This window comes from Pseudorhodoplanes sp., from assembly GCF_035565795.1.
Taxonomy (GTDB): Bacteria; Pseudomonadota; Alphaproteobacteria; order Rhizobiales; family Xanthobacteraceae; genus Pseudorhodoplanes.
This window is the reverse complement of the sequence record NZ_DATMRV010000017.1, coordinates 13,079-27,326: the sequence shown is the minus strand read 5'-3', so window position 1 is coordinate 27,326 and position 14,248 is coordinate 13,079. Positions and strand designations below refer to the sequence as shown.

General features: G+C 62.0%; 14 protein-coding genes. 7 read left to right on the top strand and 7 right to left on the bottom strand.

All coding sequences use genetic code 11. The annotated features are described in order from the left end of the window. Window positions 1-118 precede the first annotated feature (118 nt). The 3 genes from VNZ93_RS01550 (at window position 119) to VNZ93_RS01540 (ending at window position 1,030) form a co-directional block, all read left to right on the top strand. Window positions 119-304, top strand: coding sequence for a hypothetical protein (locus tag VNZ93_RS01550; RefSeq protein ID WP_325699078.1), 186 nt, complete (start codon window positions 119-121; stop codon window positions 302-304). Window positions 305-386: 82 nt separating this feature from the next. Further along, window positions 387-602, top strand: coding sequence for a PsiF family protein (locus VNZ93_RS01545; RefSeq protein ID WP_325699075.1), 216 nt, complete (start codon window positions 387-389; stop codon window positions 600-602). A gap of 185 nt (window positions 603-787) precedes the next feature. Further along, window positions 788-1,030, top strand: coding sequence for a hypothetical protein (locus tag VNZ93_RS01540; protein ID WP_325699072.1), 243 nt, complete (start codon window positions 788-790; stop codon window positions 1,028-1,030). Window positions 1,031-1,040: 10 nt separating this feature from the next. Here VNZ93_RS01540 and VNZ93_RS01535 read toward each other — a convergent pair whose 3' ends face one another. The 5 genes from VNZ93_RS01535 to VNZ93_RS01515 form a co-directional block, all read right to left on the bottom strand. Further along, the gene (locus VNZ93_RS01535; protein WP_325699070.1) at window positions 1,041-2,624 is read right to left on the bottom strand and encodes an MDR family MFS transporter; all 1,584 of its coding nucleotides are present in this window, start codon (window positions 2,622-2,624) and stop codon (window positions 1,041-1,043) included. Between the two features lie 50 nt (window positions 2,625-2,674). Then, window positions 2,675-3,268, bottom strand: coding sequence for a hypothetical protein (locus tag VNZ93_RS01530; RefSeq protein WP_325699067.1), 594 nt, complete (start codon window positions 3,266-3,268; stop codon window positions 2,675-2,677). A 386-nt stretch (window positions 3,269-3,654) separates the two neighbouring features. Further along, window positions 3,655-4,539, bottom strand: coding sequence for an HNH endonuclease (locus VNZ93_RS01525; protein ID WP_325699064.1), 885 nt, complete (start codon window positions 4,537-4,539; stop codon window positions 3,655-3,657). A gap of 50 nt (window positions 4,540-4,589) precedes the next feature. Further along, a complete protein-coding gene (locus VNZ93_RS01520) occupies window positions 4,590-4,982 on the bottom strand; it encodes a type II toxin-antitoxin system VapC family toxin (protein ID WP_325699062.1) in 393 nt (130 codons plus the stop codon). After that, on the bottom strand, window positions 4,982-5,266 hold the full coding sequence (locus tag VNZ93_RS01515) for a type II toxin-antitoxin system VapB family antitoxin (protein ID WP_325699059.1): 285 nt from the start codon (window positions 5,264-5,266) through the stop codon (window positions 4,982-4,984). Before VNZ93_RS01515 ends, VNZ93_RS01520 begins: the two co-directional genes overlap by 1 nt. Window positions 5,267-5,543: 277 nt before the next feature. Here VNZ93_RS01515 and VNZ93_RS01510 point away from each other — a divergent pair, with 277 nt between their 5' ends. Further along, complete coding sequence (locus VNZ93_RS01510) at window positions 5,544-9,014, top strand: class I SAM-dependent DNA methyltransferase (protein ID WP_325699056.1); 3,471 nt, start codon at window positions 5,544-5,546, stop codon at window positions 9,012-9,014. Window positions 9,015-9,060: 46 nt separating this feature from the next. On the opposite strand, the gene VNZ93_RS01505 is transcribed toward VNZ93_RS01510, so the two are convergent. Then, entirely contained in the window at window positions 9,061-9,621 is a 561-nt protein-coding gene (locus tag VNZ93_RS01505; protein WP_325699053.1) for a YcgN family cysteine cluster protein, read from the bottom strand. A 290-nt stretch (window positions 9,622-9,911) separates the two neighbouring features. Between VNZ93_RS01505 and VNZ93_RS01500 the strand changes: the two genes are divergently transcribed. From VNZ93_RS01500 to VNZ93_RS01490, 3 genes are read left to right on the top strand one after another with little or no spacing between them, the layout of a single operon-like run. Next, window positions 9,912-12,149 carry a PBP1A family penicillin-binding protein gene (locus tag VNZ93_RS01500; protein ID WP_325699050.1) on the top strand — a complete coding sequence of 746 codons (2,238 nt, stop codon included), beginning with the start codon at window positions 9,912-9,914 and terminating at the stop codon, window positions 12,147-12,149. A gap of 58 nt (window positions 12,150-12,207) precedes the next feature. Next, complete coding sequence (locus tag VNZ93_RS01495) at window positions 12,208-12,786, top strand: DUF1214 domain-containing protein (RefSeq protein ID WP_325699047.1); 579 nt, start codon at window positions 12,208-12,210, stop codon at window positions 12,784-12,786. A 10-nt stretch (window positions 12,787-12,796) separates the two neighbouring features. Continuing rightward, the gene (locus VNZ93_RS01490) at window positions 12,797-13,345 is read left to right on the top strand and encodes a DUF1254 domain-containing protein (RefSeq protein ID WP_325699044.1); all 549 of its coding nucleotides are present in this window, start codon (window positions 12,797-12,799) and stop codon (window positions 13,343-13,345) included. A 16-nt stretch (window positions 13,346-13,361) separates the two neighbouring features. Here the strand turns inward: VNZ93_RS01490 and VNZ93_RS01485 are convergent, their stop codons facing one another. Beyond that, window positions 13,362-14,108, bottom strand: coding sequence for a hypothetical protein (locus VNZ93_RS01485; protein ID WP_325699041.1), 747 nt, complete (start codon window positions 14,106-14,108; stop codon window positions 13,362-13,364). Window positions 14,109-14,248 lie beyond the last annotated feature (140 nt).

The following is a 14,248-nucleotide window of genomic DNA, read 5'->3' as shown; positions in this document are numbered from 1 at the left end:
TCTTTGCGAGGTGCAGCAAGCGTAGCCCGGATGAGCGCAGCGAAATCCGGGGCTGGCGGCCCCGCATTGCGCTTCGCTCCATGCGGGCTACGGGGCATCACCTGTCCAGGAGCCGCAAATGAAAGCTGATGATGTGTCACTCGATTCCCGCCTGCGCGGGAATGAGCGGAGGAAAAGAGCGCGACGTGAAAGCGCCGGAGCCGCAGTTGTGGAGAATGACGAAACCCTACCTGAGCAGCGTTACGCTGTCAAGGACTATTTTCCTTTCCCCAAAATCCGCCAAGCCGCCAAACGTCCGGCCTAGCCCTTCATCCGGTCGCGCAACTGTGACTGGCTTTCATGCCCATCAAGGCGCACGAGGCCCACAACAGAAGCCGGAGGACAGCATGTCGCCTTATAAGTCCGCAATCATCGCGGCAGCCCTCGCATTCAGCGTCGGCACGCTCGTCGCAGGCGGCATCAGCCATGCCGCCACGAAGGCTGAACGCAGCGCGGTCTCAAAGGACTGCTCCACCAAGGCCGACGCGCAAAAGCTTCACGGCAAAGAGCGGCGCGCGTTCCGGTCGAAGTGCAAGCACGAGGCCGGCGCCAAGAAGGGCTGACCCGAGGGCTGCCACCGGCCGCGCTTCACGAAATCTTGCGTCGAACGTGGAAGCGCTCACATCACCCTTTGCGCCTCGATAACCTTTTGGGCGTAGCCTTCGCTGTGGAACCGGATGTGAGTCCCGCGTGTTGACGCGGAACCCAATGGCCGCACGGCCGCCCTCTTGCGACGGAGTACCCGTCAATGACAGTCCGAAGTACACCCGATCGACCGCAAGCCGACGCGCCGCAAACCCCGGCACAGCCGGCCGTCGATAAGGCTCCGCCGCTCGCCCCCGCCCCCGAACAATCGCCGTGGTGGAGCGCGCCGTCGGGCAAGCCGTTCAACATCCCCGATTTCGCGCATGAGATGACGGCGCTGCTCGCCTGGCTGTTCCCTGCGCCGCAGCCAATCCCGATCCGCGTCAGCGCGCGACGCGCACGTTAGTCCTCTCGCGCTAATCCTCGCGCGGCTCCTGCACCGGAGTCGCCGGCGCGTCGGTCGCGGGCGCGGATTCCTTCGCAGGCCCCCGCAGCGGCTTCTGCTCCATGCTGATGAGGAATGCGAGCCCGAAGCACAGGATCAGCATCGCCGCCAGAAACACGAAGCGGAACGCATAGGCGAGCGCAGGCTCGGACGCCGTGCGTGCGAGCGACTCGACCGAGACGCCGCCGCTCGCGCCAATGCCGCCGAGCACGATGGCGCCAAGCAGCGCGACCGTCAGCGCCGAACCGAGCGAGCGGAAGAAATTGAGCGAGCCGGTCGCGATCCCCATGTGAAGGCCCGAGACCGCGTTCTGCATCGAGACCGTGGTCACCGGAAACACCGAGCCGAGCCCGAAACCGACCGCCGTCAGGATGGCGAGGATGACCGGGATCGACAGACCCGTCGCCCAGATGGAGAGCGCGCCGAGTCCGACGATCGCCAGCGAAAAGCCCGCAAACGCCATCCGCTTGTAATTCTCGACCTGCGACATCATCCGGCCGGTGATGGTGGCGGACAACACCGATGCGCCCATCAGCGGAATCAGCGCGAGGCCGGACTGACTGGCCGACAGATGGATGACGGTCTCAAAATAGAGCGGCACGAAGATCGTCAGGCCGACCAGCACGCCCATGCAGCACGCGCCCGACAGCGTCGCGGTGCGCACGATCGGGTTGGCGAGCACCGATAGCGGCAGGAACGGCTCCTTCGTGGAGACGAGCCGCCACGAGAACCCCATCCATAGCGCGATCGAGCCGACGAACAGGCCGATGACCTGCCAGCTCAGCCACGGGTAGCGCACTCCGCCCCAGGTGAGCGCGAGCAGAAGCGCGATAGCGGCGAAGATCATCAGCAACGCGCCCGGCAGATCGAGCGCATGCTTGCGCTGCGTCAGCGGGATCCGCCGCAGCACGCTCGAGGTCAGGGCGAGTGCGACGAGCCCGAGCGGCAGGTTGATCCAGAAGATCAGCGACCAGTGCAGATGCTCGGTCAGGACGCCGCCGAGAACCGGGCCGCCGATCGAGGACGAGGCGAACACCGCGCCGATATAACCCTGATAGCGGCCGCGCTCCTTCGGCGTCACGATGTCGGCGACGATGGTTTGGGTCATCGACATCAGCCCCCCGCCGCCGAGGCCCTGCAGCGCGCGGCCGAGAATGAGCGCGGTCATCGTCGGCGCCATCGCGCAAGCCACGGAGCCTGCGATGAAAATCGCGATGCCGCACAGCATCACCGCGCGCCGGCCATAGATGTCGGAGAGCTTGCCGTAGAGGGGCGTCGAGGCCGTCGCCGTCAGCAGGTAGGCCGTGACCACCCAGGACAGATTCTCGACGTCGTTGAAGGCGCGGCCCATGGTGGGCAAGGCGGTCGCGACGATGGTCTGGTCCAGCGCCCCCAAAAACATCGTCAGCATCAGCCCGATGATGACGGTGCGGGCCTCGGCATGGCTCAGGGCGCGGGGCTCGCCGGTGGCGTGCACCTTTGCGTCGCGCACATCCTTGCCCTTGCCTTTCGGCGCCTTTGGCGCCTTCGGCTGTTTGCCCTGCTTTTTGTCCATCGCTCCTCTTCGCGCGAAGGCAAAGCGCGCGCAAGACCTATGTCAGCCGGTCAAGGCCGGTGCTGCGTTTTCGGACCGGCCTCCGTATCCGGACCGCCATCGTCAGCGGCGCGGCCCGCCGACATTGCGTGCAAGCGGCGCGACAAGTCCTGCCGCAGGGCTTCAACGCTGTGGCGAATCGTGTCCTCGTCGCCAGGGTCGTTCAGGGTTTCCGAGGCGTGCTGGCCGCCGGCCTGTTTGCGCAGCCCGTGCAAAACGCGCAGCGTCCGCGTCAGGCTCGCCAGCATGCGCACATCGCGCTCAAACGGCGGCCGCTCGCGCCCCGCAAGCGGGGTCTCTATATCGCGCACCTGGCGTTCGGCCGTACGCAGCGATCGGTTGACCGGCGCACCGTCATCCGCCTTCAGCGCGCGCCTGCGCTTGCCGGTGACCTGACGCCTGCGCGGAATGGCTGCCATGCGCTCGCCGCCTTTGCCGAACGGCACGCCGTCCAGACACGCATAGAGCGTGCCGAGCGACATCTCGCAACGCGCCAGAATGCGCGAGACGGTGGAGCCCTCGGCATACATCTCGCGCGCCCGGATGACGCGCGCGCGATCGAGCGGCGGATTGGGCTCCGACCGGGTGTTGGGTGACAGAGGCATGGTGTGGTCCGATCAAAAAGGAATCTGTCCCGTGCGCAGCGCGGCGTGAGCACCGCGAACAGCGCGCCGCAGAACTGAAACCCATGACGCGGCGCGCTGGCTGACTGGCCAGCGCTCAGCGCCGAATGCAATTGTGGAGAATGCGCAAACCCTATCGGAGCAGCGTCACGCTGTCAAGGATTATTTTCCTCGACGGGTGCGCCTTTGCCAGACAATTTTGAAACTCGGAAAGATAACGTCGATCGCGCAATGAAGAAAAAGACTGCATCGACGTGGCAGACGCCGGACTTGAAGACGACCAGCTAAGTCTGTTCCAAAACATGCTCCCGGAGTTATTTGTCGATCGGTTCGGCGAGAAACACGATTTGACGCCGATCGGTGGATAGCTAAGCCTTGAATACGCAACTTCGATGAAATTCTAAGTAATACGGGTTTGGGTATCTCGATTGGTCGTCAGGAAGAATGAGCTTACCGCTTGTGTTGAGCAATGCTCGCGCCTGTTCAGGCAACTTGTCACTGACTAAGATCGAATAGTCATCCGCCACGGAAATGAGACCTCGATCAAACATCCAGTGGCAAGTACCAGACAAAGCCAAACCATTTCGAACGGAGTCTGGCCCGTTAGAGGCGACCGGTTTGATGTGAGCAGCCTGCACCTCCGGTCTCCCACCTCCGTTTATGAGCTTTAGCCCTGTAACAGCACATCGATTTCCGTAAGCGTGACGCACTGAGCGCTTGAACGCTACGTCTCGAAATGGCCTCGACACGGTCATTTCAACAATCGGGCGAACAAACTCTAGCTGAGCCTCTTCAAACCCGCTCGCTGACAGCTCCTTTTCTTCAAAGGGCGCCAACTCCGTGGAAAAGCCTGCCTTGAGGATGAGATCGAACTGGTCATCGGGCACTTCACGAACCGCGCGCCCGAATGCTCCTTTATTTGTCTTCCCATCTTGGCGCTTAAGAATGCTTTCGTAGTAATGCTCTCCCTCGGAAAAGGGGACTGGGCGATCAAAATCAAGATAGTCTGCAACCAGCGCGTAGTAGTGTCCTTCCAACTTTCGATCTTCAACAATTTCAGTAACGCGAGCGGTCGCGAAATAAGATTGGCGTCCACTGCTTGAAGCATCTGACCGCCGCGGCTCGTAATAGATGATATGATCGCCTACCGCGCGACGGACTTGGTTCAAATATGTCGCAGGAAAATGGTAGAACTCTTCTGGTCGATCGTCGTAGCCAGATCCAGCTTTAACGGTAAAGATTGCCTTGGTCATTTATTGCCAGAAGATAGTTTTCAAAACGGAATCCGATTTCCCAACTTGCGTCACACAGCCACACGCTCCACATCGGTCGCAGCAAAATCCGTACCTTTAAACAACAACGGTTCCGCTTCGGATACGGCCAGCGCATAAGCCGCGCAGTCGCCGAAATTGAGCGACGCCTGATGTCGTCCCTTTCCATAGCGGGCAAAGGCGTCGCGGGCGATATCGGCTTGATGGTCGTCGAACGGAATGACGGTCGGCGCAATCGTCGCAATCAACGCATCAAGATCAGCGGCAGCGGCAGCGCCAAAACGCCCCAACGCAACCATACGCGCTTCAAGCTTTGTCACTGCGGAGACGAGACGACGCGGATCCGCTTCGATCGCTTGCGCGAACGCTTCTGCTTCCGACTCAAGCCTCAGCAAAGCGATCAGCGCCGACGTATCGATGACCATTAGCGGCGCTCGCTGCTGCCCGCGGGCGCATCGAGCATCTCGTCATAACCAAGAATTTCGTCATCGCTACGATGATCGAGCACGGGATGACGACTGCCGCGCTCCCCAATCTCACGCAAGGCGCGGAGAAATGCCTCGCGGCTCTCCTTGCGCGGACGCCGACGCTCGCGCTCGACTTCCTTGCGCAGTGCATCGGTCACGACTTCCGTGATGCCCTGTTTGCGCCGGCGCGCAAGTTCGCGGGCAAGCCGTTCGGTTTCGGCATTCTTGATGTTCAGCGCCATCGGATCACTTCAAGGACCCAAATTCTTCCTTCTTCCTATAATTCTTCCTCAGCAAAAACTCAAGATTTATCGTAATTTGGCCTTTCGCGAACACACCATCTCAGCGGCGCCCCTTCTCCGTCGCGGCAACGACCCTCGTCCGCTCCTTGCTCTTTGACCGCGCCTGCCATTTGATTTGGATGAAGCGCAAACCGTGCGCTCGCGGCCTCGTCAAGGATTATTTTCTTATTCGTCGATCGCTTCACAATCGTAACGACGGCACGTAGCTTCCAGCCTGATGAACGAGCCGATCCCGCCCGATTCCCAATCCGCCCCCGTGGAACGCTTCATCGCCCGCTGGCAGGGCCATGAGGGCGGGCAGGAGCGCGCCAACTATGCGCTCTTTCTCACCGAATTGTGCGACGTCCTTGGGCTGAAACGCCCTGATCCGGCGCAGGCGACCCACGAATTCAACGATTACGTTTTCGAGCGTGCCGTCCGGCGCTACCGGGACGAAGGCGAATCGATCGGCCGCATCGATCTCTACAAGCGCAATTCCTTCGTGCTGGAAGCCAAGCAGAGCCGGCAGAAGGGCGGGCGCAAGGAAGTCGCAGGCGTGGCCGTTGGACAGAACGACCTGTTCGGAGACTTCGACAAACAAGCGCGTGGCACCCACGGCGCGCGGCGCGCATGGGACGTGCTCATGCTCAACGCCAAGCGACAGGCGGAGGAATATGCACGAGCCCTCCCCGTCGCTCACGGCTGGCCACCCTTCATCCTTGTCTGCGATGTCGGCCACTGCATCGAGGTCTATGCCGACTTTTCCGGACAGGGAAAGAACTACACACAGTTTCCGGACCGGCAGGGCTTCCGCATCTTTCTCGAAGACCTGCGCAAGCCGGAAATTCGCGAGCGCCTGATCCGCATCTGGGAGGAGCCGCAATCGCTCGATCCGACCCGTGTTGCCGCCAAGGTCACACGCGAGATTGCCGAACGCCTCGCCGCCGTGTCGAAGTCACTGGAAGCGAAAAAATATCCGGCCGAGGAGGTCGCGCATTTCCTGATGCGCTGCCTGTTCACGATGTTCGCCGAGGATGTCGAACTCCTGCCGAAAGATTGTTTCCGCAAGTTACTTGGCGAATGCCGCGAGCATCCGGACAGGTTTGTGCCGCTGCTATCCGACCTCTGGCGGTCCATGAATAATGGAGCCGAGTTCTATCCGCTACTGCGAACAAAAATTCTTCGCTTCAACGGCAACCTGTTTGCCGAAGCTAAAGTGCTGCCGCTCGGCCGCGAGGAGATCGGCGAACTGGCGGAAGCCGCGAACAAAAACTGGCGCGAGGTAGAACCCGCGATCTTTGGCACGCTGCTGGAACAGGCGCTCGACCCCGACGAACGGCGGCGGCTCGGCGCCCATTACACGCCGCGCGCCTATGTCGAGCGGCTGGTGGTGGCGGCTATCATTGAGCCGCTGCGCGAAGACTGGCGCAACGTGCAGGCGGCAGCGGAAACAAAACGGGCCGCCGGCGACCGGGATGGCGCGGCCGACGAAGTAAAGGCATTCCATGACAAGCTGTGCGAGACCCGCGTGCTCGATCCAGCCTGCGGCACCGGCAACTTTCTGTATGTCTCAATGGAGTTGATGAAGCGACTCGAAGGTGAGGTGCTGGAGGCATTGGTCGATCTTGGCGGGCAGGAGGCATTGCGTGGCCTCGGCACTCACACCATCGATCCGCATCAGTTTCTGGGCCTTGAAATCAATCCGCGTGCGGCGGCGATTGCCGAACTCGTTTTGTGGATCGGCTATCTGCAATGGCATTTCCGCACCAAGGGCGGCGCGCCATCCGAGCCGATCCTGAAGCGATTCAGGAATATCGAAGTGAAGAATGCGGTGCTGACCTGGGACGGCTATCCGGCGGTGCAATTCGTCGATGGCAAGGAGGCGTATCCGAATCCAAAGCGGCCGACATGGCCTGCGGCTGAGTTCATTGTCGGCAATCCGCCGTTCATCGGCGGCAAGGACATTCGCTCGCGCCTTGGCGACGCTTGCACAGAAGCATTGTGGGCCGCGCACAGGCACATGAACGAGTCGGCCGATTTCGTCATGTATTGGTGGGATCGCGCCGCGGAGATTCTGTCGGCGAAAGGCTCGGCGCTGAGACGCTTCGGACTCGTGACAACCAACTCAATTACCCAAGTGTTCCAGCGTCGCGCCGTAGAAACACATCTCACCGCAAAGAAGCCTGTTTCTTTGGTGTTCGCAATTCCAGATCATCCTTGGACAAAGGCTACATCCGACGCTGCTGCTGTGCGCATTGCAATGACTGTGGCTGAGATCGGTATTAAAGATGGCCTCCTACGGGAGGTTATCAGGGAGGACGCGCTCGACACTGATTCACCTACTGTTGAGCTCAGCGAACAAACCGGAACGATCAATTCAGATCTTACGGTGGGGATAGATATTTCCCGATGTTCACCAATGCTCGCGAATGAAGGCATTTGTGCTCGAGGGATGGTGCTGCATGGCGCTGGCTTCATTGTCACGCGGCGGCAAGCTGAACATCTTGGGCTGGGCAGACGACCTGGCCTTGAACAGCACATTCGAGAATATCGAAATGGCCGCGATCTTACATCGCGGCCGCGAGATGTAATGGTAATTGACCTTTTCGGCTTAACTGCCGATCAGGTACGCTCGTCTTTTCCGGAAGTCTATCAACACGTTAAGGCCGAGGTGAAAGAGAAGGTCGAAATCAATGACGAAGGCGAGAAGAAATATGTTGGGCGAGATTGGAATAATCGGGAGTACCGAAAAACAAACTGGTGGTTGTTTGGAGAGAATGTACCAGAACTCCGCAAAGCCCTTGCCCCTCTGAATCGCTATATAGCGACCGTCGAAACTGCGAAGCATCGAATCCTTCAATTCTTATCGGCTGACATTCTCCCCGACAACATGCTTGTCTGCATCGCTGATGAGGATGGCTTTACGCTCGGCGTTTTGTCCTCGCGCATCCATGTTACCTGGGCTTTGCGTGCAGGTGGATGGCTCGGCGTCGGCAACGATCCGCGCTACTCGAAATCCAAAGTGTTCGACCCCTTCCCCTTTCCCTCGCCAGGCGAATTGCTGAAAGCGAAAATCCGCGGCGTGGCGGAAGAGCTCGATGCGTTCCGGAAAGAACGCCAGCGCGAGCATCCCGACCTCACGCTCACGCAGATGTACAACGTGCTGGAAAAGCTGAAGGCGAACGACACGCTGACGCCCTCCGAAGAAGCCATCAAGGACAAGGGCCTGATCCTCATCCTGAAAGAACTGCACGAGAAGCTCGATGCCCTCGTGTTCGAAGCCTATGGCTGGCCGGCGACACTGACCGACGAGCAGATTTTGGAGCGCCTGGTCGCGCTCAATCACGAGCGCGCGACCGAGGAGCGGCGCGGCCATGTGCGCTGGCTGCGGCCGGACTATCAGATTCCGCGCTTCGGCAAGGCGCTCGACAAGATGGCCGCGAAAGAAGAGCAGCTCGAAGCCGAGCTTGGCATCGCCGCGCCGGGTGCGAAAAAGGGCACGTTCCCCTCGGATGCGGTGGGTCAGACCGCCGCGGTGTTCGCAGCCCTTGCCTCGGCCAAAGACCGCATCACGGTGGACGAGATCGCCTCCGGCTACCGTAAGTCCAAGACCCTCGAACAGAAGATAGGCAGCGTGCTCGAGTCGCTGGTACGGCTCGGCCACGTCACAACCCGCGACGGCAAGGTTTTCCAGATCAAGCGGATGTGAATCCAGGCTTCACGCGACAGGAGTCGCCCCCTTCGCACGAGGTGGATCAGGCACCGGTGCGCTTGGTCGCCTTCATCCCGACCTTCTTCGCCGGCCCCTTCACCGCCGCCGCAGCCACCTTTCTCCCCGCCCCTTTCGGCACCCGGCCCGGCCAGCTGACGATCCAATGCTCCAGCTGGTCATCCGGCACCTGGGTTTCGCAGGCGCCGACCCGACCGCGGACAGAGATGCCGGCGGCGTGCACCGTCTCCGGATCGCCCGAGACCAGCGGGTGCCACCAGTAAAGGTCCTTGCCCTTGGCGAGGAGATCGTAGGCGCAGGTCGGCGGCAGCCAGTCGAGCGTGCGCACCTCCGCCGGCGTCAGTCCGACGCAATCGGGCACCTTCTTCAGCCGGTTGCGGTAATCCTTGCAGCGGCAGGTGTCGTGATTGAGCAGCTTGCACGCGACATCGGTGAAGAAGATCCTCTGCGTGCCCTCCTCCTCCAGCTTGTTCAGGCAGCACCGCCCGCAGCCGTCGCACAGGCTTTCCCACTCGCGCGCGGTCATCTCCTCGAGCGTCTTGCGCTTCCAGAAGGGGGTGTCGTCGGCAGCGGGTTTTCGGGTCACGGGTTTGAGGTCACTGGTCTGGATGTCGGCCGGGGCTGTCCGGGACGGCCGGTCACGTGAGCGTCAGATAGGCCAATTCCGGGACGAATATAGCCCCACGAACCTGCGGCGGCGCTTGAAGAATCGGCAAGCCGGCGCATCTTACCCTTATCCGCAATTTCGACACGCTGTGTGGCTCTGGTGGCATGGATCGGCGGGGCCGGATCGGCTAGACATTGGGGCGATTTGCGGACTTTTCCCCAAAACCGCCAGCGCCTTAGCACAGATGACCTTGGGACAAGGAAGCCCGCGTGGCTGAGCGAAAAAAAATAAGCTTCGGCGAGCGTGTGCGGCGCTTTTTCCTCGATCTCGACGCCCGGATCGATTCCGGGCTGTTCGAAGCCGGCCGCTGGGCGCGCGAATTGTACGAGCGCTTCGTCACCTTCATGGACCGGTTCCATGTCGCGGGCTGGCGGCGCTGGGTGCTGGTGGAGCCGGCGTCCGAGGCCGCGACGCTGGGGACGGTCGGGCTCGTGCTGGCGCTCGCGCTGGCGCTGCCGGCCTTCTATGAGACCAAGGACGAGGACTGGCTGAAGAAGAGCGAACTCGCGGTGCAGTTCCTCGATCGATACGGCAACGAGGTCGGCGCGCGCGGGATCAAGCATAATGACTCGATCCCGATCGAGGACTTTCCGGATCACCTGATCAAGGCGACGCTGTCGACCGAGGACCGGCGCTTCTACGAGCATTTCGGTATCGATATTCCGGGCACGTTGCGCGCGGTCGTCACCAATGCGCGGGCCGGCGGCGTCGTGCAGGGCGGCTCCTCCATCACGCAGCAGCTGGCGAAGAACCTGTTCCTGAGCAACGAGCGCACGATCGAGCGCAAGGTCAAGGAAGCCTTCCTTGCGGTGTGGCTCGAGACGCGGCTGACCAAGAACCAGATCCTGAAGCTGTATCTCGACCGCGCCTATCTCGGCGGCGGCGCGTACGGCGTCGATGCAGCCGCGCAATATTACTTCAACAAGTCGGCACGCGACGTAACCCTTGCGGAAGCGGCGATGCTCGCCGGCCTGTTCAAGGCGCCAACGCGCTATGCGCCGCATATCAACCTGCCCGCCGCACGCGCGCGCGCCAATACCGTGCTCGACAACCTGATCGAAGCCGGAATGATGACCGAAGGCCAGGTCTTCGGCGCTCGCCGCAATCCGGCCGTCGCCGTCGACCGTCGCGACGAGCGCCAACCGAATTTCTATCTCGATTACGCGTTCGACGAGATGAAGAAGCTTGTCGACAAGCTTCCGAAGTCCGTGCAGGAGCGCGTCTTCGTCGTCCGCACCGGCCTCGACGTGAATCTGCAGCGACAGGCCGAGCAGGCAGTGGAAGAGACGCTGCGCGACTACGGCCGGCAATATGGCGCGCGCCAGGCGGCGACCGCCGTATTCGAAAATGACGGCACGCTTCGCGCGCTGGTCGGCGGACGTGACTACAGCGAGAGCCAGTTCAATCGCGCGACCGATGCGCAGCGTCAGCCGGGCTCATCCTTCAAGCCCTATGTCTACGCGGCCGCATTCATTCACGGCCTGAAACCGACCACGGTGGTACCCGACGCCCCGATCTGCATCGGCAATTGGTGTCCGCACAACTATTCCGGCGGCTATTCGGGCTCACAGACGCTGACCATGGCGCTGGTGCGCTCGATCAACACCGTTCCGGTGCGGCTCTCGATCACAATCGGCAACGGCAATCCGCGGGCCGGGCGCAACAAGATCGTCGAGCTTGCCAAGAAGATGGGTCTGCGGACGCCACTGCCCGACACCCCGTCGCTGCCGATCGGCGCTTCCGAAGTCACGGTGTTCGACCATGCCGCGGCGTTCGCGGCCTTCCCGAATGGGGGCATGGCCGTCACGCCGCATGCGATCCTCGAGGTGCGCAGCGCCACCGGCGAACTGATCTGGCGTTTCGATCGCGACGGACCGAAGCCGCGCCGCGTGATGCCGGCGCAGGTCGCAGCCGACATCAACATGATCCTCAACCAGGCAGTCGAGGCCGGTACGGGACGACGCGCCATGCTCGAAGGCATCAAGGCCGCCGGCAAGACCGGCACGACCAATGCGTATCGCGATGCGTGGTTCAACGGATATACCGGCAACATGGTCGCCGCGGTCTGGTACGGCAATGACGATTACGCGCCGACCAACCGCATGACTGGCGGCTCGCTTCCCGCAATGACGTGGCAGAAGATCATGGCTTACGCCCATCAGGGCGTGGAGTTGAAAACCATCCCCGGCGTGCCGCCGTCGGCGGGCCCCGTTGGGCCGCCAGTCGCGGCTAAGCCGGGTGACGAGATCCCGCGGCCGACCCTCCTGACAAGGAAGGGCGTTGACGTCCTCGTGCGGATCGAACGCGCGATGGAGGAGGCAACGCGCTCGCTCGCTGCTCCCGCCTCCGACCGGACCGTCGAAGCGCCGGCTCCGGCTCCCGCCGGTCGGGGTGACGGCGTGGTCGCCGCCACCGAAGGTCGCGGACGCCCTGTTCGCGGCAATTGACAATCTATCCGGCGATTTCCTATCGCTGGCGAACCCGTTTCCGTAGGCTGGATCTCCCGTGCGATTGCTCATCGGATTGCTGCTGGCATTCGCGGTCGCCGCATCCGTCGGCCTGGGCACGACGCTTTATGCCCTGCAGGAGAGCACGCCGTTCGGATCGTTCACGGTCGGGGCCTGGACGGCCTGGCCGCGCACCGGGACCGCGGACATTGACCCCTACGCGCGCGCGCTGATCGCAAGAAGCGGCGAGTTGCCGATGGGCGCAGGCGACGGAGTGGCATTCGTCGCGACCAAGGACGATAACGGCGCGGCGCTCGATGGACGTTGCGATGTGATCGTATCCGGCGTCACGCCGCAGGCGCGTTTCTGGACCCTGACGTTGTACGACCCGGAGGGCAAGCTCGTAGGCAATGCCCTGAACCGTCACGGCTTCTCAAGTCAGGAGATCGTCAGGAAGTCCGATGGCGCGATCGAGATTACCGTCGCGCCGCGTGCACGAACCGGCAACTGGCTGCCGAGTGGCGGCGTCGATCGCTACACTCTGGTGATGCGCTTCTACGACTCTCCGATCGGAGTTGCCTCGCGGACAGGACGCGAAACCCCCATGCCGTCAGTCAAGGTCCAATCATGCACGTGAGGCCGCGGACATGACGCGCTGGCTGCTATGGCTCGCGAGCGGCCTCCTGCTCGGCGGCATCGTGCATTTTGCGACGATCCTGTATCTGCCGAGCACGGCAACGCAAAATGCCTATGCGCGCATCTCCGCGATCTCACCGGTGAACAGTGTCGTCGCCCTGCCCGCTCCGAGCGCAGAAAAATCCGTGCTGCCGCTGATGGATCCGGCGTTTGCCGCCGCCGTCTGCCGTTACGATCTTCGGGAAGCGCCACTCAAACTCACCGCCCCGGTGAGCCCCGCCTATACCTCGGTGACGTTTTATACAAACAAGGATGTCGCCTATTACGCAATCAACGATCGCGCGGCCGGGCGCCGTTCGATCGAACTCGACCTGATGACGGCCGCGCAGAAGGCGCAGCTTCCGGACGACGAGGAAATTTCCGCGGCAGACCGGCTGATTGTGGAATCGCCAACGCAGACTGGTCTCATCGTGATTCGGGCACTTGCCTCCGAGCCCGGCATGATGCCCGCGGCAATTGCGTCGCTGTCAGGCGCGCGCTGTCAGCCGCAAGCGCAGTAAAAAGCCAAGAACCTGGTTACTTCGTGACCAGCGGTCCACCATTGCCTTTCGGAGGCCACGGCGAACCGCGCGGCACCAGCGCTGCCGCCTCGATGTTGGCCCGCATCAAATTCAGTTCCCGTTCCACCTCCGCAGCCTGCGGTGACGGCGCGACAATGATGAGCTTCTCGAGCGCAAAATTGTAGGCATAGGTCCGCTCCATCAGCGACTGATGGACCCAGCGCGCGATCAGCGAGTTCTCCGCCATGCGCGCGACCGCGTTGCCGTGTTCGCGCGGGCTCAGATTGGAGACGTAACGCAGGCTCTTATCGCGCCTGACGTCCATGTCCGAAACAACCCGCGCAACGCGAGCGAACGGGCCAATCCGCACATTGTCGTTGCGGATGTCTCGCAGCAATCGCGCATAATAGGTTTCGGTCGAGCGCGCCGGATCCGCAAACATTTCCGCCGTATAGGCCGCCTGGTCGTAATACCACCAGGTCTGAAGAAACATGCCGGACAATCCGTACTCGTTCAGCACGCTGTACCAGCGCTGCCGCTCGTAGGGCGGCTCGATCAAGGGGTAGGCCAGATCGCGCAGCGTGCGTTCTTCATCTGTCAGCGGAAAGGCCGATTGCGCTTCGCCGTAGCGTTCGGTGACGGCAGGCCCCATCCACTTGTGGATGTCGTCGGAACGCAGCGTCGGCCGCACGCGGCCGAGGTCGGTGTTCAGACAACCGATGATCGGCAGGCAAAGAAGAATGCGGGTCTTGTGAAGCTTCACGACCTGCAGGCCCGTCGACGTCGCTTGCTCGCGGCCATGCCGCGGCGGACCGGCTCGATCACCGGGCTGTCTTCGTAACGGTCGATGCGGATCACAGGAAGAATCACGACCTCGCAGCGCCGGTCTGCAGATTGATAGCT